Here is a 19057-nt window from a genome sequence, read left to right as displayed (position 1 = left end):
TGAATCCGCTTACACGTTTTAGGTGGAAATAAATTCCGCCAACAAATGCTTGACTCAAACCAAGCCTCTTTCCTGCTTGATAGACTAGTTATTAACATGTATAATTGGAATGCTCAATATACGGGGCTGAATGGGGTACTGGTGTCCTCCACGGTCTTCAAAACCGCTTGTGACCTGCGTGCCAGGTCAGGTGGGTTCGATTCCCACGCAGTCCCGCCAAATAAACGCGCTACTCTACGTTATTTATCCGATTCTCATTCGAAGATGAATACGGTTATTATGACAGTAGGGCACAAAGTATTTTTTCGTAAAAAATACAGGAGTATGTTAGTTTAAACGCTGGCTTTTTCGTACTAAAATTACGAGCAAAAAGGGCGTTTTTTTATTTTGCAACCAAATTCATTTCTCAGGAGAAGGACATAGGCTGGCACAGATGCCGATGGTTAGAAGCTAATCAATTGTTCCGATATGTTTGAACGTTTCTTGGCTGTCAAGTGTGCAAAAGTAATAGCTCCAAGGAAAGTTGTTATTTCATTTTATTTCACTCTTGTTCGTGAAAACAAAGCACAAACAGACACAAAATTGTCACTTCAAGATTTTTACAATGTCGATTTTTTTCGGAATTTTTATGGTATTATTTTCATGTAGACTACTAATAGATTACCAGGAGGGTTTATGGAATGGAAAAGGTAAAAAAACCGTTTTACAAGCGTTGGTGGTTTTGGGTAATTGTTGTGATCGTAGTCGGATCGATTGCTGCAAACGGTGGCGAAGAAGAAACAGCGGCCGACAACAAGAAAAAAACTGACGCAGCGTCTACGGAAGTCAAGAAAGACGAATCGGCACCGAAGGAAGATGCGGCAGAAGCTACTGCACCACAACCAGAGAGTAAGGCCGGCGTTCTTGATGAAGCGAAATTCAATCAAATACAAAATGGAATGACCTATGAGGAAGTTGTCGGCATCATTGGCGGGGAAGGTCAAGTAATCTCCGAATCAGGTGAAGCAGGTACGGAGTTCCATACCGTTATGTACGAATGGGAGGCTGACGGAGGTTTAGGCGCAAATGCTAATTTCATGTTTCAAGGTGGAAAGCTAGTAAATAAAGCGCAAATGGGCGTTGTAGAAAGGTCTGACGTTACTGTTACGCTTGATGAATTTAATGAAGTACAGAACGGTATGTCATATGAAGAAGTGGTCTCAATTATTGGTGGTGAAGGCACAATATTATCCGAATCCGGTGAGAAGGGTAGCGATCTTTATACCGTAATGTATGAATACAAAGGTGAGAGCGGATTAGGGGCTAACGCAAACTTTATGTTCCAGGGAAATAAACTACAAAATAAAGCTCAATTTGGATTAGAATAATGAAAGAGAGCCACGGCGCGTAAAACCGTGGTTTTTTTACGTTCTAAGGTATTATGTATGCTAATTTGCTCACATAGTTTAAAAATAAAGAAAAGATAGCTAAAACGGACACCGATTCGACCTGGTTCAAATATTTAAACTTAATACGGTAACCATAGAAGCTGCTCAATTGTTGGACAGCTTCTTTTATACATAATTGACAATACGAGTCTACGTAGCCAAAGCTATCCATCATTGAAAGTTCTAATCAATCGCAACATCTCTTGTTTGTAATCCTTCTTTCAGCATTAAAGTAGGTGAGAGCGTTAATTATGAACAGCCTGTCTACTGAAGAGGAACCGATTGAGTAAAAGAATAGATTAATAAAGTATAAAACTTGCGGCACAAGTAAAAGATGATCTCTTTTTTCCAGAAATGACTTTGTCATTCTTCTGGAAAGCCGTTTGAAATAAGACATTTCTAAAAAGTGTTCAGAAAATGTTACCAAATACCATTATTAAGAAAATATATCTACAAATAATTCTGAAAATAATAAATATTCAGTATTGATTTTATCACTGTCTAATAGTATAATCAAAACATCAAACCACAATACAATATGCGTTCCGTATTGTGGAACAACAAAGATATTTAATTATGATATTTTTAGAGTTTTTTATCTGTAAACAAAAGGGGGTAAAAACGCGAGTTAAAAGTAATGACAAAGCATACTCGCTGTCCGGATTACTGAATCGATGTTACATCAAAAAGATGGGAGGCAGGAAATGAATAAGGTGATTGTGAAAGACTTCAAACTTCAGGTAGCAACAGCAGTGCGCTTGTTAGAAAATATTGATCTGCTTGATATGAATGGGCATGTGAGCTTTCGGGTCCCCGGCACGGATCAGTTTTATATCAACTCTCGCAGGGCAAGCCGGGCTTCGGTTACTGTAGAGGATATCGTCATGTGTGATTTGGATGGGAACTTGCTGGAAGCGGATTCAGAGCCACCGAGTGAATATCACATCCACACAGAAATATTTAAAAGGCGGAGTGATGTGTTCAGTGTTATCCACAACCATCCTCACTATCAAACAGTCCTCGGGATTGCTGACATTCCGATGCAACCCGTGTTTGGCATCGGTTCATTTGTTGATAAAGTGCCGGTTTACGAAAAATCAAGTTTGGTCAATACAGTAGAAATGGGCGCAGAATTAGCTGAACTCCTCGGGGGGGAGGTCACCGTACAGATCCGACATCATGGCACAGTTGTCGTAGGCGACAGTGTAAAAGCTGCATTCGCAAAATCGGTGTTTTTAGAAGAAAATGCTAAAAAACAATACGATGCTATGTTAATAAGACCCGATATTCGGGTGCTTGATGGAGAGAATTTAGTCCGTACAAGAGAGACAAACTGGCAACCGAGTATCATTGAAAAAATATGGACGTATTATCAGGAAAAAGCCATGAAAGAAAATGCGCTGGCAGGCCTTCTATAACAATATCTTTCGAGCATGATTCATAGTCATGGCCCGTAAAAAATTAGTTTGAAACTAGGCATGGTTTTCAAAAGACAATGTCGAACTGCTTTAATACTAATAATCTAAAAAATTACCAGGAGGCTAAAGTATGTTAAGTAAGGAGCAAAACGATGTATTAACAAAGGTCGGACCAGGTACGCCGATGGGAAATCTATTGCGTCGCTATTGGATACCTGTAGCGGCCACGAGTGAGCTAAAAGACAAAGCAACAAAAAAAGTCAGGGTTCTATGCGAGGATTTGGTTCTCTTCCGTGACCTGTCTGGCAATCTCGGACTGATCGACGAAAAGTGTCCACATCGTAAAGTCTCGCTGGTTTACGGGATGCCCGAAAAAGAAGGGTTGCGCTGCCAGTATCATGGATGGTGCTTTAATCAAAAGGGGCAATGTCTTGAACAGCCAAATGAGCCGGAAACAAGTACTTTTAAAAACCGCATAAAAACGAAATCGTATCCTGTGCAAGAAATGGGAGGACTTATTTTTGCTTATCTCGGACCTGAGCCTGCCCCGTTGCTCCCTCGTTTTGACGGTTTTGTGGTAGATAGTGCGGTTCGCATGATTGGAAATGCGGTGCTTCCTTGTAACTGGCTGCAAATTATGGAGAACTCACTGGATCCAGTCCATACTGAATGGCTCCATGGACATTACCATGCCTATATTACAGGTTTAAAGGGTGAAACCCAGGAGGTAGCCTTTCAGCGAAAGCATAATAAAATTGCCTTTGATGCTTTTGAATACGGCATAGTAAAAAGAAGGCTGCTGGAAGGACAGTCGGAAGATAGTGATGATTGGCGGATTGGTCATCCTGTTGTTTTTCCATTCATGCTCGCGGTCGGCAGCGGTGGATTGGGATCCTACCAATTCCAAATCAGAGTACCGATCGATGATGATAACACATGGCATGTATGGTATATGGCGTATGTTCCTGGCCCGGATGTAGAGATTCCGCCGCATCTTAAGGAAGTTCCTTTATATGACGTTCCGTACAGAGACGAAAATGGGGAATTCTTGACTGATTATATAGATGGCCAGGATATCATGTGCTGGATTACCCAGGGAACTGTTGCCGACAGAATGACAGAACGTTTAGGGACAACTGACAAAGGGATCATCTTTTACCGCCAAATGCTTAAGGAGCAAATTGCCAGAGTTGGACGGGGAGAAGACCCGATTGGTACCATCCGTGATCCAGAGGAAAACGAAATCATTAAGCTTCCACTGGAGCGTAAGAAACATCATTTCAGTGACGGTTTTGAAAGCGTATTCAAACGGTTCCAGACCCGGTTCTCCCCAATCATTGATGATGTGGTCGAACTGTTTGATAAAGTGGGTGTCAAGTAAAAATGAGCAATAGTATGAGAGCTTCCGGTGAATATGTAGAACCCTTCCTCATTCCTTCGGAAGAGGAAGGAGCAAGCCCTTTTTCGATGATTCATTTTTGCAACCAGTGTGGGCATTCCATGAAAGATCTTCGCAGTTTTATTCTGGAATATTGGAGGTCAGACCAGACAGTATATTTTTGTTGGTGCCATTCGTGCGGACACAGGTGGGAATTGGTTGAAATAAAAACAATTACGACAATGGAGCTCGATGAGGAAGATGAAGGCTTTTAATGGCAGGTCTATTTGTCAAGAAAAACTGTAAGCGTTTGCATATTTTGTTTGAGGAGGATGGAAATGCAGAAGAGGAAGGGTAGCTATTTAACAACCATGCTGATCATTATCGTGTTAGGGTTGATAGTCGGAGGGTGCGGGTCGGGAGGAAGCACAACGAAATCTGCTTCAGCAAACGACACAAAATCAAGTTCTGCAACGAAATATCCAGAAAAAAATATTGAGTTGGTCGTGGGTTATAAGCCGGGAGGAGGTTTCAATGAATGGGCCCAGGCAATCGCTCCATTTATAGAAAAGCACCTGCCCAATAAAGTAAATGTGACAGTGCGCAACATGCCAGGTGCCGGAGGTGTCATTGCAACAAACCATATCCAAAAAGCAAAGCCGGACGGCTATACGATTGGGCTCTATGATGTTAATGGGCTTGCTCCTACTCAGTTGGCTCGTCCAGATTCCTTCGATCTAAGAAAGGTGACCTGGCTTGGGACCGTGGCTGTAGATAACAATGTAGGATCTGTGCAGGCCACGGGCGATAATACGGCTGAAAATATTATGAAGCAAGAGAAGCCGAAATATATAGTTTCCACACGGGGTCTTGCTTCAAATGACTCGATTGTTGGTGCAATCACGTTAACGAAAATGGGTGTAAATTGGGAGCCGTTGAATCATGAAGCGACAAGTGAAGCCGTATTGTCAGTGATCAGGGGAGACGCGGATATTTTGTTTGGATCTTACGAAAGCCAACAGAAATATATTGATTCGGGTGATTTAAAACCGGCCATATGGTTCGGGACCGAGCGAAATCCGAAATTTCCGGATGTACCGATTCCATCGGAGTTGGGCATGCCTGAATTTAACGAAATATTCGATACTTATAAGATGATTGGTGCTCCGCCAAATATGCCGGAAGATGTAAGTTCCATCCTCGAAGAGGCCATAAAAAAATCTGTAGAGGACCCAGAGTTCCAGGAAGTTCTTAAAAAAATGAAGCGGACATCGAGTTACCTGGATGCAAAAGCGACAGATGCACGTGTAGAAAAGCTGTTAAAAGATTATTCAAATTATACAGACACTGTCAAAGAATTATTCGACAAAGGAGAATAGTAGACGAATCAATGTTCTGCTGGAGGTGGAAATATGGGTTTTCTATCACAAATAGGAAATGTATTGCAACCTGAAATGATGCTCTTTATGGTTGCAGGAGTTATTTATGGTCTTATCATCGGGATTCTGCCGGGCCTTGGAGGAAGTATAGCTATGGCCCTTCTGATCCCGCTTACATTTAGTTTAACTCCGGAACAGGCTATCGTGTTACTCATTTCCGCTTACGGATCAAGTAATTTTGGCGGTTCGCTAACTTCAATCCTTATTAATACACCTGGAGATGCGTCAAATGCGGCAACCGCTTTTGATGGATTTCCGCTCGCTAAACAAGGGAAGGCAGGCATGGCCATCGCAGCTGCGATGGTCGCTTCTGCCCTTGGTGGAATGATCGGCTTGGTTGTGTTAGATTTAATGATTCCAGTTGCACGTAAACTTATTCTTGCATTTTCATATCCTGAATTTTTCATGTTAGCGATTTTTGGCCTCGCCATTATCGCAGTAGTCACGAAGGGAAGCCTGTTTAAAGGGATCATGTCGGGTTTAATAGGTTTACTGTTAGCCTATATACTATATAGGCACAGATCCGATTATGGGATCGGACCGCTTTACGTTCGGAACCGATTATCTTTGGGATGGAATCCCGTTGCTTGCAGTTGTTATCGGAATGTTTGGGATAACCGAAGCTTTTTCATTATTCACTCAGAATTCCGCCATCGCGGACGAGGTGAAAGTTAAAACTGGCGGGGCTTGGCAGGGGATTAAGTCTGTTTTTCAAAACTTCTGGTTGTTTCTCCGATCGTGTTTCATAGGTATTTATCTTGGCATGATCCCTGGAGTTGGAGGAACTGTAGCCAGTTTCATGGCATATGGAACAGCCGTTCAAATGTCTAAGAATAAGGAGAAATTCGGTAAAGGAGCTATTGAAGGGGTAATTGCAGTTGAAGCAGCAAATGATTCAAAAGAAGGTGGGAATCTGTTGCCAACGCTGGCTTTCGGTATACCTGGAGGAGCAGCAATGGCGGTACTGATTGGCGGGCTCATGATCCATGGACTTACACCAGGCCCTGAAATGTTGACTAATAATCTCCAAACTACTTACTTTTTGATTGCCGCGGCAATAATCGCAAAGTTTGTCGCAATGATTTTTGGACTTTTGTTAGGCCCTAAGCTTGTTTTTGTAACAAAAATTCGTGGATCAATAATGGCACCTGCGATAATAACCATTTCTTTCGTCGGTGCATACGGAACGGATGGGAAATTTGGGGATATTATTGTAGCATTGGTGTTTGGGGTTATCGGTTATATGATGGAAAAATACGGTTTTTCAAGAATCGCTTTGATTATTGCACTGGTGTTAGGGAAGTTGATGGAATCTTCCTACCATCAGACAATGGCAACTTTTGGCCCTCAAGGGTTTGTTACGAGGCCGATTGCTCTAACTTTATGTTTAATGATCATTGCTTCCCTTGTTTGGCACTATGTGAAAAAGATAAAACAAAGAAAGCTGCTTAAAGGAGGCTTTGTAGTATGACACGTTTAAACGAGAACAATGTTTTCTCCATTGTTATCTTTTTGTTTGGCCTCCTTATCTTCGTTTCCACGTTAGGATTAAGAGGAGATGTAGCACTTGTCCCCAAAATAGTCAGCGGTTGTTTATTGTTTTTTTCTGGAATACAATTGGTTACTATGTTACTGCCGCGTATACCGATAAAGCGAACTTTCATGCTCCAGATAGAAAGAGAAGCGTCCGCACTCAGTGAAAGTGGTGCTGCTCGGGAGGAGAAATTAGTCGAAACCCAGGAGAATGTGAAGAAGAGGTATTTTTTTATAGGATGGATGTTATTGTTCACGATACTCATCTATTTTTCCAGTATGATATGGGGTATCTTAATTTCCATGTTCCTCTATTTGAAATGGATTTCCAAAGAGAGCTGGAAAATGTCCATCATATACTCTTCCACAGTCACTTTATTCATTTATGTAGTCTTTGTTGTAGGCTTCAAAATTCATTACTTTCTTTGAAAATTCGGATCGTCATTGATTAATGCTCGCCAAGCGTAAGTAAGCTTGGAAACATTTAATGAATTGGATTGATGCATAGCATTGCCTGACGAAATCCTCTGAATAGTGGAATTTGAAAAGTTCAGAAAAAATGATAAGATTAAAGAAACTTTGTATTTGAACCTGATAAAGTGAAACATAACGGTTGCGAAGTAGGGGATAGGGATGAGGGAATCAGTGCAAACAGTGCAATCAGTGGAACGAGCCTTAATGATTTTGGAATGCTTTTCTTTGGAAAAGCCCCAACAGACTCTGGGAGAGTTGGCAGTCCAGACGAAGCTTTCTAAGAGTACTGTTTATCGCCTGTTGTCGACATTGGCGAAATGTGGCTATATCAAACAGGATCATTTAACACAAAAGTACAGTCTGGGGTTTAAGCTGTTCAATCTGGGAGCCGTAATAGCCGGGAACATTTCATTACGTGATACAGCTTTGCCGTTTATGAGGGATCTCTGCGATCAAATATCGGAGACGATAGACCTAAATATTATTGAGGATGGCCAACGTGTTTGTATCGAAATGGTAGAAAGTTCGGAACAAATACGCAATATTGTAAAAGTTGGGCAGCGCAATGCACTATGGATTGGTGCTTCGGGTAAAGTTATGCTTGCCAATCTAGATGAATCGGAACGTCACAGGATTCTCAGCGAAGCAATGTCCAATAATCAATTCGAGGGTGATTTGGACAATTTGGTAAAAGAATTGGCAACAATTCAATCCCAGGGTTATGTAACCTCTGTGGATGACAGGGTGAAGGGATCATTTGCGGTTGCTGCGCCTATCTTTAATCATGAAGGAAATTTAATAGGTGGAATAACCGCCGCAGGACCCATTCACCGGCTTTCCGAGGAGCGGCCGCTTCATCAACTGGTGATGTATACCGCCTATAAAATTTCTGAGGCCATGGGCGATAGCGAAGCCAAAAACCGTTATCCGATGATGGAGATAGCAGCAGGATAACATTCATCAAAAATGCATTGGGATCATCCTTTTCTGATGCATTTTTCATTATCCTTATTTTATTTTCAGAAGTTTTTAATAAATTTCAATATTGAAACTATAATAATGTGAATGTTATATTTTTTTATCCAACAAACGAAACGGATTCCGCATAGTGGAACAAAAACAAGAATAAATCAAGAAGGGGTGAACAGATGACTAGCTTAATAAACAGAAAGCATCAATTGGGAATTGGCATAATCGGCTTAGGCAATGCAGGTAGTGCTCTTTTGCCGAGCATTTCCAAACACCCGCATGTAAAGGTCACGGCTGCTGCTGGAAGAAATAAAGAGCGGCTAGAGAAGTTTGCAGCTGATTTTCAGGCTAACTATTATTTAAGTGTAGATGACCTGTGCCGGAGTGAGCATGTGGATGCCGTTTACATTGCAAGCCCTACTGAGCTTCACGTTGAACATGTAAAGATTGCTGCTTCCTACAAAAAGCATATCATTGTTGAAAAGCCACTTGCGGTCTCTGTTGAAGAGGCAGATATGCTCATTCAAGAGGTGGAATCAGCTGGAGTGCATATGATTGTTGGCCATTCATTTAGTTTCGAGCCCCCAATCCGCAAGATAAGGGAAATCGTTGAGCAAGGCAAACTTGGACGAGTACGGATCATTAATAATTGGTATTTCAATGATTGGATGTATCGGCCTCGAACGCCCGAGGAACTGGATACCTCTTTAGGCGGGGGTGTAACTTATCGGCAAGGTTCCCACCAGTTTGATATTATTCGCTATATTGGAGGCGGAATGCTACGGAGCGTTCGTGCCATAACAGGACGCTGGGATGAAACGCGTCCAACAGAAGGCGCCCATGCTGCCTTCCTTGAATTTGAAGATGGAACTGCGGCCACCGCCATTTATAATGGTTACGATCACTTTCATACAACTGAACTAACATTTGGAATTGGTGAAGGAGGTCCTTCAATCAAGCCATCAGGATATGGCAGCTCCCGAAAAACAATCCGGCAAATGAGCAGCGGTGAAGCAGAAACAACGATGAAAAGCCAAAAGGGTTACGGTGGCAGCCATTCTAAAAACTATTCGAAAGAAGTAACCAATCAACCGTTTTTTGGTTTAACTGTTGTAAGCTGTGAAAGAGGAGATATTCGTCAATCCCCAAATGGGTTGTTTGTTTATGGTGACGATGATAAATACGAGGTGCAACTCAGTCATGAAACAGGTCGGGATATAATGATTGCTGAACTTTATGATGCTGTTGCACATGGCCATCCCCCGACTCATGATGGAAGATGGGGAAAGGCTAATCTTGAAGTGTGTCGGGCAGTTTTAGAATCTGCAAAGAAGCGACAGGAAGTCTATTTATCTCATCAGGTTGCAGTAGAACCGTCTCACAGAACCGTAAGCAAATAATTATATATTATGGAGGAGTAATGGTATGTCGAAGCTAAACCTTACTTTCGCTTGTTGGGATTATGACCGGATTAGACCGTTGTCCGACGGAACAATACAGCCTAAAGGAATTAATTTAAACTGGCTGAATATGCCTGTGGAGGAGACATTTTGGAGAATGATGCGTCATCAGGAGTTTGATGTATCTGAATTGTCGTTATCATCTTATTTAATCGCGAAGGATCGCGGAACCCATAATTTTACTGCTATTCCTGTCTTCGTTTCTAGGTTTTTCCGTCACTCAGGAATTTACATCAATGCCAATTCAGGTATCGAAAAGCCTGAGGATTTACGTGGTAAACGGGTGGGTATCCCCGAATATCAGTTAACTGCTTGCCTATGGATCCGGGGGATTTTAAAAAGTGAATATGGGGTCGACAGTTCTGAAATGAACTGGTATACCGGCGGAGAAGAAGCCCCTGGAAGAGTCGAAAAAGTAGCTATAAAACTTCCTGAAGAAATCAGAATAAGACCTATTGGTGCAAAGCAAACATTAAATGAAATGATTGAAAGTGGGGAAATTGATGCACTGATTGCTCCAAGGGCACCATCATGCTTTCTTAACGGTTCACCCAATGTTAGAAGATTGTTTCCTGACTATGTATCTGTAGAAAAAGAGTATTACAAAAAGACAGGAATTTTCCCAATTATGCATGTGGTCGTCATTAAGGACGAAATTTTGGAAAGACACCCTTGGGTCGCATACAACTTATATAAGTCCTTTACAGAAGCAAAAAACCTGGTATACGAGGGACTTGCACAGACAGCAGCCAGTAAAACGACTTTACCTTGGCTGGTTTCAGAAGTGGAGAAAACAAAAGAACTGATGGGGAATGATTTCTGGCCATATGGCATTGAAAAGAACCGTAAAACAATTGATACAGCGGTACGTTATTCTCTAGAACAGGGCATGATCCATAAACAACTTGAAATTGAAGACCTTTTTATTAACTCTACTTTTGAAGAATACACATTGTAAAATGAGGTAAAAAGCTTCAACTCCAAAAGAGTTGAAGCCCTTTACCTTTTATCCTTTTAAATGAGGTGAAAGGAAGAGGTATTCTTGGTTCTTTTTTATTTCTTAGTCATGCAGACATTGTATTCAATAGCTATACAGGGAACCCGGCCGATTGTATCGATATTTGCTGATTCGCAAGGAGCATCTGTTGCTGTCATTGGATTCTTAGTTTCCTCTTATGCCTTTTTTCCAATGCTTTTGGCGGTCAAGGCAGGAAAATGGCTGGATATATACGGGGCCCGCCGACTATGTTTTTTAGGAAGCACAGGAATGCTGCTTGTGATAATAATTCCTATTTTAATCCCTCACATGGCGACTCTATTTTTCTCTCAATTATTAACGGGTTTGTGCCAAATCTGTGCACTGGTTTCTTTACAAAAAACAGTTGGTAATTTGCCGGGAAACCGTGATAAACTTATAGCAATGTTCAGTCTTACCGCATCGATAGGTGAGTTAATTGGTCCATTGGTAACCGGATTCGGCTATGACCACTATGGATTTCGTTTTACGTTCATGACAGCTGCAGTCTTTATTGGGGTGGCATTGCTTATCGGCCTGTTAGTCCCGAAGGAATCGTGGAAAAGTGGCGGGGCAGCAGGAAAATTAGTAGAGAAATCTTCCTCCTGGAAAATGCTGAAAAATCCTAATTTACGTAAAGCCCTTGTTATTAGTGGATTAGTTTTATACTCCAAAGATTTATTTGTAGCCTACTTTCCAGTCTTGGGAACAGAGGCAGGGATGACGGCTAGCGGTATTGGTATTATTTTGTCTTTAACAGCATCAGCATCGATTATAGTTCGCATTGTTCAGTTCCGATTGGTGCAATCGTTTGGACGTGGAAAGGTGTTGACTGCGACTTTAGTACTCAGTGGTATTTCCTTTATGTGTTTTCAATTGAGTTCATGGCCGATTATTTTTGGAATCATTGCCATTTTTCTTGGAGCCGGTTTAGGTCTGGGCCAGCCGCTGAGTCTTGTTTATGCGATGAACATTAGTCCCTTTGAAAGACAGGGAGAGGTGCTCGGAATCCGCTTGACATTTAACCGCTTCTCCCAGTTTATTTCACCTTTTTTCTTTGGGATGGTGGGCAGAATGGCTGGTGTTTCGGCGATTTTTTTGGTCAGTGGCGGGATCCTCCTGTTTGGAGCCTATTTTACTCGCATGCAAAAAGTAAAAGCGGAACACAAAGCAGATAAACAGCAAACTGTATAAAGTTAATAAGAAAAAAATAAGGGAGGCACATAAATGGAGATGGAATTTTTAAGTTCACTGTTAGCTATTATTGTTATTGATTTAGTGTTGGCTGGTGACAATGCGATCCTAATAGGGCTGGCGGCTAGAAATCTGCCAAAAGGCCAGCAAAAGAAAGTGATTTTGTGGGGATCAGTAGGAGCTATTCTTATTAGAATAGTAGCGACGCTAACGGTTGTCTGGATACTAAAGATTCCTGGTTTGCACCTGGTCGGCGGGCTTTTATTGGTGATAATAGCGTATAAATTACTGGCAGAGGAAAATGATCACTCAGATGTTAAAGCAGGAGAAAATTTCTGGTCCGCCATTCGTACAGTCATTATCGCCGATGCTTTAATGGGACTAGACAATGTTCTGGCTGTAGCAGGAGCTTCACACGGAAATATTGCCCTTGTGATTCTCGGCTTATTAATTTCTGTACCTATTGTGATGTGGGGAAGCACCCTTATGCTTAAGTGGATTGATCGCTTTCCAATTATTATTACGATTGGTTCAGCCATTTTAGCATGGACAGCTTCAAAGATGATTATTAATGAGCCTTTTTTACATGACTATTTTTCAAATGCGATCATTAAATATGGCTTCGAATTCTTAATTATTGCTGGTGTTATATTAGCAGGCAGGTTTAAGGAACTGAAAGTCCACAAACAAGTACAAAAGCAGACGCAGCAGGAAAAAGTTATCTAGCGTATACATAGGAATACCATGTTTAGCTATACAGCAAATTTACGAATAGACTGTAGGGAGCATGAGAATCCCACAATAAATAATTATCGCAAATTAGCAACCTATGTTCGGGTAGTATTACGAACTTAGGTTGCTTAACATTTAGTTCAAGTGATTTTTATATATTTCTTTCTTAACCAAGGTGATTCCCTAAGTTGGGAAGTATAAAATGACCATAATTTTTATAACGCTGTGTTTAATTCCAATAATTCAAAATCAGAATTAAGGAAATACTGAAATGTCTTTAGCGACTCAAAAATAGCATTTGGATCGATATCTTTAAGAATAAAAATTAAATGGGACTGGTTGCTTTCTTCAGGCCATTCATGAAGGTGGTCGGGAGGGTGGATGATATGCTGAACACCATTTAAAACAATGGGGCCTTTCTCGCCCACATCCAAGAGTCCTTTTACCCGCATAATTTTTTCGCCATTTGCATGGAGTAATGCACTCAGCCATAACCCGAATGCGGTCCAATCAAGCGGTCTCTTAAAAGTAAAAGATATCGACTTGATGTTTGAAGAATAATGGCTTTTATTTTCCCTGTATTCGGTTTTTAATGAAGGAGTTATGTACCCCTTTTTGAAATTTCCTGTAACGATTGCGATATCAGCATTTCCATGAACCGCTTCAATAATCTCAATGGAAGGGTTTATTTTCCTCAATTGACTAACCAGTTCCATGACTTCCGAAGGAGAAGCAATATCGGTTTTTGTTAAAGCAATTCTATCAGCAACGGTCACTTGCTTCACTAACTCAGGATTATTTTTAATGTGCAATAATCCATTCTTCGCATCTACAGTAGCAATTACACAATCAATATAAAAATGGTGCTGTAGAAGAGGGTTGGTTAAGACCGTAAAAAGAATCGGAACCGGATCGGCCATGCCAGTTGTTTCAATAATGACTCGGTTAATACTTGTCTGGTTATTTTCATCCGTGCATAATAGTGATTTTAATTCGTTTTCTAAATCTTCCCTGTTGTTGCAGCAGATGCATCCACCTTTAAGTAAAACTGTTTTTTCATCGGTTTTCCTTAGCAAATGGTGATCAAGTCCAACCTTGCCAAATTCATTTACAATAACAGCCGCATGTTGAAGTTCAGGCTCCGTTAATAATTTTCTTAATAAGGTCGTCTTCCCGCTTCCTAAGCAGCCAGTCACAACTGTAATAGGAATTATGAATGCTTGGCTCATTTATGTTCATTCCTTTAATTGCGACTCTTTTCTTCGTGAAGCTGTTGGAGCAAGTATGGATCCAATGGGTCGATTGGATATCCAAGCAATTTTTCAGCAGTATGCCAGAGCGTTCCAAGATCATGGACAATTTCTTGACTGCCCTTAGGATCACTTAAGATAAATTTACTGCCGTTCCATTCTTCCAATTTTAGGCGGTAGAATTGCAGAATTTCATTACAAAGACGGGTTCGGTGAAGACGAGTCCTCTGTCTTTCTCGTTGCAGCTCACCAACAATAATCTCACTTGATACTTCTGACGTTTGGTCAGTCCAATGTACCTGCATCACAAACTCTCCGCAAAGAACACACACAAATCTGTTCCTCCTATCTTATAGAACGATGCAAAAGAACAACTCGTTGATAATGGCCGTTATTCAGTGGCCTTCGATACAGCGACTTCTTCGAATTCACCTTTGAATGGATTACGCTTTGCAAAGTCATCAGCAATTTGGTCAAATGTCGCCCATTTTATATTTTCATGAGTGTTAATATATTCAATTAATCTATCATGCATTTTTAACACTTGCGGACGGCCGCTGACATCCGGGTGAATGGTCATTGTGAATATAGCATAGTCCATGTTTTCATATACCCAGTCAAACTGATCCTTCCACATTTGCTCAATATCCCTCGGATTAACGAAACCATGGCTGTTAGGCGATTTTTTTATAAACATCATAGGCGGAAGATCGTCTAAATACCAGTTTGCAGGTATTTCGATTAAGCTGGTTTCTTTACCTCTTTGTAAAGGCTTCATCCACTCTTCTGCCTGTTTTCGATAATCAATTTTTGTCCAGCTATCGCCAACCCGTACATAGTAAGGGGTAAAATCGTTGTGCATTAAGCTATGATCGTATTTTATGCCGTGCTTATGGAGAAGTTCATTGGTTACATTAGAAAACTCCCACCATGGTGCAACATACCCGGTTGGCTTCTTGCCTGTTAAATCTTCAACCAATTTAATAGATTTTAAGAGAACAGCCTCTTCTTGCTGGCGTGTCATTGCAATTGGATTTTCATGAGAATAACCATGAATACCGATTTCATGCCCGCGGAGATGAACATCCTTCATCTGCTCTGGAAATGTTTCGATAGAGTGTCCAGGAATAAACCAGGTTGTTTTTAAATTATGCTTTTCAAATAAATCAAGTAAACGGGGAGAGCCCACTTCCCCAGCAAATAGACCGCGAGAGATATCATCCGGTGAATCTTCCCCTCCATAAGAACCAAGCCATCCAGCTACTGCATCAACATCTACACCGTATGCAACTAAAATCTCTTTTTTTGTCATTACAAACCACTCCTATAAGATGAATTTGTTCTCCCTTGAAAAGATGCAATATTTGTGCCAAAAAATAAAGATGATTCTATGAACGAACAATTTAGGTTAGAATAAACAAATAAATACTCATAATTTCGACTTTTCTGTTAATAAAATAAACATACATTTTATTTATGTATGGGTCAATCTATTTTGAAAAATCAGTACCATGACAAAAAATCTATGCATTTCCGCATATCTAATTGCAAGGTTGCGTTGAGTTTTAAAACTTCAATAAAGGTTTTTTATAAAAAGAGTAGAATAGTTTTTAGATAAGGGGAGGGGATTTATCATGTATTTTATCAATAGAGAAAACCATTGCCTTTTCAATGTGCTGCCGTTTGGACTTGCATTTTTTGATCTTTCATATAACCTTCAAAAATTAAATAATGTAGTTACCGAAAATATATTTAATAGTAAGGATCTCCTAAAGTATCTAAAAGAAACAATTAACACGAAACAATCTCAAGAAGGAATCTTAATTGAATATGACTTCAAAGCGTTTATATCATATTATGTGCCAGTGGTAGAAAACAATCGGGACATAACAGGAGTTTTAGTCGTCCTGCAGCCTTTAAATAAGTTTGGGAATTTTAATAAACAGTTTCAACATTATGAAGAATTAAGTATGGATTTAAAAGCTATTTTTGATACCTCTTATGATGTCATATATGTATCTGATGCCGACGGGAATACATTAAGGGTCAGCTCTGCTTGCGAAAAATTATGGGGTAAAAAACAAGCTGACTTAGTGGGCAGAAATGTTTTGGAATTAGAGGCGGAAGGGATATATAAACCATCCATAACAAGGCTTGTATTGGAAAAAGGAGAAAAAATATCAACCATTCAAGTAACGAAAACGGGAAGACGGCTAATGGTGGTTGGAACACCGATAAAGGATGAAAACGGGAAGATTGTTCGGGTTGTCAATGCGTCAAGGGATATTACGGAAGTCAGTAAGTTAAATGCAGAAATCGATGAAATGAAGCAATTAATCAATGGCTATAAGCTTGAGTTGATGGAATTAAGAAAGGAAACAAACCAGCAGAAGCAAATTATCTTTAACAGTCGTGATATGGAAAAGGTATTCGATTTAGCAGAAAGGGTAGCACAAGTTGATTCCACCGTTCTGATTTTAGGAGAATCAGGGGTAGGAAAAGAAGTAATAGCGAATTATATTCACCGGTCAAGCAATAGAGATGACAAGCCGTTCATTAAAATTAACTGTGGGGCAATTCCGGAAGATTTGTTAGAATCTGAATTATTTGGTTATGAAAAAGGGGCTTTTACTGGAGCGAATCGTGAAGGAAAGATGGGGCTGTTTGAGGCAGCCAACGAGGGAAGCTTGTTTTTGGACGAAATTGGGGAAATGTCCCTTCAGCTGCAGGTCAAGCTGCTAAGGGTGCTGCAGGAGCAGGAGGTTATGCGGATTGGCGGTACAAAGTCGATTGGTGTGAATGTCAGAATTATTACGGCAACAAACAAGAATCTAAAGGAGGAGATAAAAAAAGGGAAATTTCGCGAGGACTTGTATTACCGTTTAAATGTGGTTCCTTTGCTCATACCACCATTACGAAAAAGACGGGAAGATATTCTTCCGCTCGTGATTCATTTTGTAGACTATTTTAACCGTAAATACAATAAAAATAAAACTTTTGCGCCGGCATTAATGGATATCTTACAACAATATGATTGGCCTGGAAATGTTCGGGAGCTCCAAAACATTGTTGAAAGACTAGTTGTCATTTCCGATGAGTCTGAAGTAACACCCGTTTATTTCTCAGAAATAATGGTTCCACGGAGTATAAATCAGGATAAAGTACAAGTACTGGATATTCTTCCTTTAAAAGAATGTACTGAATTAGCTGAAATTCAATTGCTTAAATTGGCTAAAGAACGATTCAATTCCACTGTGAAAATCGCCAAAGCATTAAACGTAAACCAATCAACCATCAGTAGAAAGATTAGAAAGATCGAACTGTCATAACTGCTAAAAATGTCTCTGGTCACAGGGGCATTTTTTTATTTCACTAATGGGAGAAAAATAAACTTTTTTATTCATGGAAAATGGATATGCATCATTGCAATTTGTTATATGCAAATTTGCATGATATTCTACCGTTTGCACATAAGCTATGCTGTATAAACCTATAAAAACTCAAACTATTTAAAGTTGGCACATAAATTGCATGATTGAAGCTTAAGACATTTGAAGGGAGGGAGAAGAGCATGGTAGCGACAAATGAATTTAAAGTTGCCGCAATCCAAATGAATTGTGAGCTGGGTGACAAGCAATTAAATCTGGACCGTGCATACGGATTAATTTCAGAGGCAGCAAGGCAAGGAGCTCAATTAATAGTTCTGCCTGAACTGTTTAACACAGGCTACAGAGTAGAAGAAGATGATGTTTCCTTCGCAGAAACAATTCCTGGAGCAACAACAAATTGGATGGAAACATTATGTCAAGAGTTCAATATTACTCTTGTGGGCTGTATTCTTGAGCGGATTAATACCCAAGGTCTTATTTATGATACTAGTGTGGTCACCAGCCCGGAAGGAATTTTGGGAACTTACCGTAAAACACATCTTTGGGACCAAGAGAATACTAGGTTTAAAAAAGGTGAAAGCCTGCCTATATTTAAGTTAGAATGGGGAAACTTAGGAATGCAAATATGCTATGAAGTCGGCTTTCCAGAAAGTGCGCGCGTCCTTGCATTAAAAGGAGCGGATATAATTGTTTATCCTTCTGCATTCGGAAAAGAACGATTATATGCATGGGATATTGCCACCCGATCCCGGGCTTTAGAAAATGGCTGTTATGTAATTGCGGCAAATCGTACAGGCACTGAAAAAAATGAAACCGCATTTGGAGGACATAGCCGGATCACAAGTCCTCAAGGTGAGGTACTTGCTGAAGCAACGAAAGAAAATGAGGTTATCATTGCTGATATTGATCTTGATAAAATTTCCGAGCAAAGGCGGCAGATTCCTTATCTGAGAGATTACAATAGCAGCCTTTTTGCAAACGAATTGAAAAAAATCGCTTTATTGAATTCCTAATATTTCTTGAGAAAAGGGTTTATGATATTTTTCATATAAACCTTTTCTCGAAAATCGTATGGTATTTTATGTCTGAAAATTCAAAACATTGTGAGAAAACCTCACAAAACACTGGAATTATACTGCGTTTTATTCAAGGTATCTTTTCAGATTTATTTAAAAAGAGTTATCTAACTGGAGGGAAATTAATAACCCTTCTCATATTGGTAAACGTTCCTTGACTCAATTTATTTTTAAAATTTTTAAAATTCAAAAATTTGGCACAATAATTGCATTATAAATGTGGGAAGACACTAAAAAATTTGGTAGTGTAAAAAGTTCTATGAAAACTCGGCTTTGAGGGTTCCGTTCTGCCACAAAACAGAT

Annotated in this window: 18 protein-coding genes and 1 tRNA gene; 16 read left to right on the top strand and 3 right to left on the bottom strand. The window is 40.1% G+C overall.

The genetic code is table 11. The annotated features are described in order from the left end of the window. Positions 1-122 precede the first annotated feature (122 nt). From CU635_RS23605 to CU635_RS22640, 14 genes are all read left to right on the top strand, one after another. Positions 123-219: transfer RNA gene (locus CU635_RS23605), tRNA-Sec, on the top strand. A 461-nt stretch (positions 220-680) separates the two neighbouring features. Continuing rightward, positions 681-1367, top strand: coding sequence for a DUF3862 domain-containing protein (locus CU635_RS22695; RefSeq protein ID WP_101579626.1), 687 nt, complete (start codon positions 681-683; stop codon positions 1365-1367). A gap of 764 nt (positions 1368-2131) precedes the next feature. After that, entirely contained in the window at positions 2132-2845 is a 714-nt protein-coding gene (locus tag CU635_RS22690; RefSeq protein ID WP_180956632.1) for a class II aldolase/adducin family protein, read from the top strand. A gap of 130 nt (positions 2846-2975) precedes the next feature. Then, entirely contained in the window at positions 2976-4226 is a 1251-nt protein-coding gene (locus CU635_RS22685; RefSeq protein ID WP_101579624.1) for an aromatic ring-hydroxylating dioxygenase subunit alpha, read from the top strand. Positions 4227-4228: 2 nt separating this feature from the next. Further along, a complete protein-coding gene (locus CU635_RS22680; RefSeq protein WP_101579623.1) occupies positions 4229-4498 on the top strand; it encodes a hypothetical protein in 270 nt (89 codons plus the stop codon). A 63-nt stretch (positions 4499-4561) separates the two neighbouring features. Continuing rightward, entirely contained in the window at positions 4562-5602 is a 1041-nt protein-coding gene (locus CU635_RS22675; protein WP_180956631.1) for a tripartite tricarboxylate transporter substrate binding protein, read from the top strand. 33 nt (positions 5603-5635) lie between these two features. Beyond that, entirely contained in the window at positions 5636-6337 is a 702-nt protein-coding gene (locus CU635_RS24020; RefSeq protein ID WP_373270907.1) for a tripartite tricarboxylate transporter permease, read from the top strand. Then, the gene (locus CU635_RS24015; RefSeq protein ID WP_373270906.1) at positions 6246-7133 is read left to right on the top strand and encodes a tripartite tricarboxylate transporter permease; all 888 of its coding nucleotides are present in this window, start codon (positions 6246-6248) and stop codon (positions 7131-7133) included. Before CU635_RS24020 ends, CU635_RS24015 begins: the two co-directional genes overlap by 92 nt. Then, positions 7130-7624 carry a tripartite tricarboxylate transporter TctB family protein gene (locus CU635_RS22665; RefSeq protein ID WP_101579621.1) on the top strand — a complete coding sequence of 165 codons (495 nt, stop codon included), beginning with the start codon at positions 7130-7132 and terminating at the stop codon, positions 7622-7624. Before CU635_RS24015 ends, CU635_RS22665 begins: the two co-directional genes overlap by 4 nt. Before the next feature lie 216 nt (positions 7625-7840). After that, a complete protein-coding gene (locus CU635_RS22660) occupies positions 7841-8623 on the top strand; it encodes an IclR family transcriptional regulator (RefSeq protein ID WP_180956630.1) in 783 nt (260 codons plus the stop codon). Positions 8624-8817: 194 nt separating this feature from the next. Then, positions 8818-10038 (top strand): Gfo/Idh/MocA family protein, encoded by a 1221-nt coding sequence (locus CU635_RS22655; protein ID WP_101579619.1) that lies wholly within the window; start codon positions 8818-8820, stop codon positions 10036-10038. Positions 10039-10063: 25 nt separating this feature from the next. Further along, entirely contained in the window at positions 10064-11056 is a 993-nt protein-coding gene (locus tag CU635_RS22650) for a PhnD/SsuA/transferrin family substrate-binding protein (protein ID WP_101579618.1), read from the top strand. An 84-nt stretch (positions 11057-11140) separates the two neighbouring features. Further along, entirely contained in the window at positions 11141-12307 is a 1167-nt protein-coding gene (locus tag CU635_RS22645; protein ID WP_245917565.1) for an MFS transporter, read from the top strand. 33 nt (positions 12308-12340) lie between these two features. Further along, a complete protein-coding gene (locus CU635_RS22640) occupies positions 12341-13033 on the top strand; it encodes a TerC family protein (RefSeq protein ID WP_101579617.1) in 693 nt (230 codons plus the stop codon). A gap of 221 nt (positions 13034-13254) precedes the next feature. Here CU635_RS22640 and CU635_RS22635 read toward each other — a convergent pair whose 3' ends face one another. From CU635_RS22635 to CU635_RS22625, 3 genes are all read right to left on the bottom strand, one after another. Further along, a complete protein-coding gene (locus CU635_RS22635) occupies positions 13255-14268 on the bottom strand; it encodes a CobW family GTP-binding protein (RefSeq protein ID WP_101579616.1) in 1014 nt (337 codons plus the stop codon). 14 nt (positions 14269-14282) lie between these two features. After that, on the bottom strand, positions 14283-14594 hold the full coding sequence (locus CU635_RS22630; RefSeq protein ID WP_219619918.1) for a hypothetical protein: 312 nt from the start codon (positions 14592-14594) through the stop codon (positions 14283-14285). An 86-nt stretch (positions 14595-14680) separates the two neighbouring features. Then, positions 14681-15601, bottom strand: coding sequence for a polysaccharide deacetylase family protein (locus CU635_RS22625; protein WP_101579614.1), 921 nt, complete (start codon positions 15599-15601; stop codon positions 14681-14683). Between the two features lie 322 nt (positions 15602-15923). Here CU635_RS22625 and CU635_RS22620 point away from each other — a divergent pair, with 322 nt between their 5' ends. Then, positions 15924-17618, top strand: a complete 1695-nt coding sequence (locus CU635_RS22620) for a sigma-54 interaction domain-containing protein (protein ID WP_101579613.1) — start codon at positions 15924-15926, stop codon at positions 17616-17618. Between the two features lie 242 nt (positions 17619-17860). Continuing rightward, entirely contained in the window at positions 17861-18691 is an 831-nt protein-coding gene (locus CU635_RS22615; protein WP_101579612.1) for a carbon-nitrogen hydrolase family protein, read from the top strand. Positions 18692-19057 lie beyond the last annotated feature (366 nt).

It is taken from the genome of Bacillus canaveralius (assembly GCF_002860125.1).
GTDB lineage: Bacteria > Bacillota > Bacilli > Bacillales > Cytobacillaceae > Bacillus_BJ > Bacillus_BJ canaveralius.
Note: the sequence above shows the minus strand (reverse complement) of the source record. Positions and strands in the feature narration are given on the sequence as shown.

Coding starts and splice junctions, on each gene's coding strand:
- CU635_RS22695 (WP_101579626.1), top strand. CDS start 681: ATGGAAAAGGTAAAAAAACCGTTTTACAAGCGTTGGTGGTTTTGGGTA.
- CU635_RS22690 (WP_180956632.1), top strand. CDS start 2,132: ATGAATAAGGTGATTGTGAAAGACTTCAAACTTCAGGTAGCAACAGCA.
- CU635_RS22685 (WP_101579624.1), top strand. CDS start 2,976: ATGTTAAGTAAGGAGCAAAACGATGTATTAACAAAGGTCGGACCAGGT.
- CU635_RS22680 (WP_101579623.1), top strand. CDS start 4,229: ATGAGCAATAGTATGAGAGCTTCCGGTGAATATGTAGAACCCTTCCTC.
- CU635_RS22675 (WP_180956631.1), top strand. CDS start 4,562: ATGCAGAAGAGGAAGGGTAGCTATTTAACAACCATGCTGATCATTATC.
- CU635_RS24020 (WP_373270907.1), top strand. CDS start 5,636: ATGGGTTTTCTATCACAAATAGGAAATGTATTGCAACCTGAAATGATG.
- CU635_RS22665 (WP_101579621.1), top strand. CDS start 7,130: ATGACACGTTTAAACGAGAACAATGTTTTCTCCATTGTTATCTTTTTG.
- CU635_RS22655 (WP_101579619.1), top strand. CDS start 8,818: ATGACTAGCTTAATAAACAGAAAGCATCAATTGGGAATTGGCATAATC.
- CU635_RS22650 (WP_101579618.1), top strand. CDS start 10,064: ATGTCGAAGCTAAACCTTACTTTCGCTTGTTGGGATTATGACCGGATT.
- CU635_RS22640 (WP_101579617.1), top strand. CDS start 12,341: ATGGAGATGGAATTTTTAAGTTCACTGTTAGCTATTATTGTTATTGAT.
- CU635_RS22635 (WP_101579616.1), bottom strand. CDS start 14,268: ATGAGCCAAGCATTCATAATTCCTATTACAGTTGTGACTGGCTGCTTA.
- CU635_RS22630 (WP_219619918.1), bottom strand. CDS start 14,594: ATGCAGGTACATTGGACTGACCAAACGTCAGAAGTATCAAGTGAGATT.
- CU635_RS22625 (WP_101579614.1), bottom strand. CDS start 15,601: ATGACAAAAAAAGAGATTTTAGTTGCATACGGTGTAGATGTTGATGCA.
- CU635_RS22620 (WP_101579613.1), top strand. CDS start 15,924: ATGTATTTTATCAATAGAGAAAACCATTGCCTTTTCAATGTGCTGCCG.
- CU635_RS22615 (WP_101579612.1), top strand. CDS start 17,861: ATGGTAGCGACAAATGAATTTAAAGTTGCCGCAATCCAAATGAATTGT.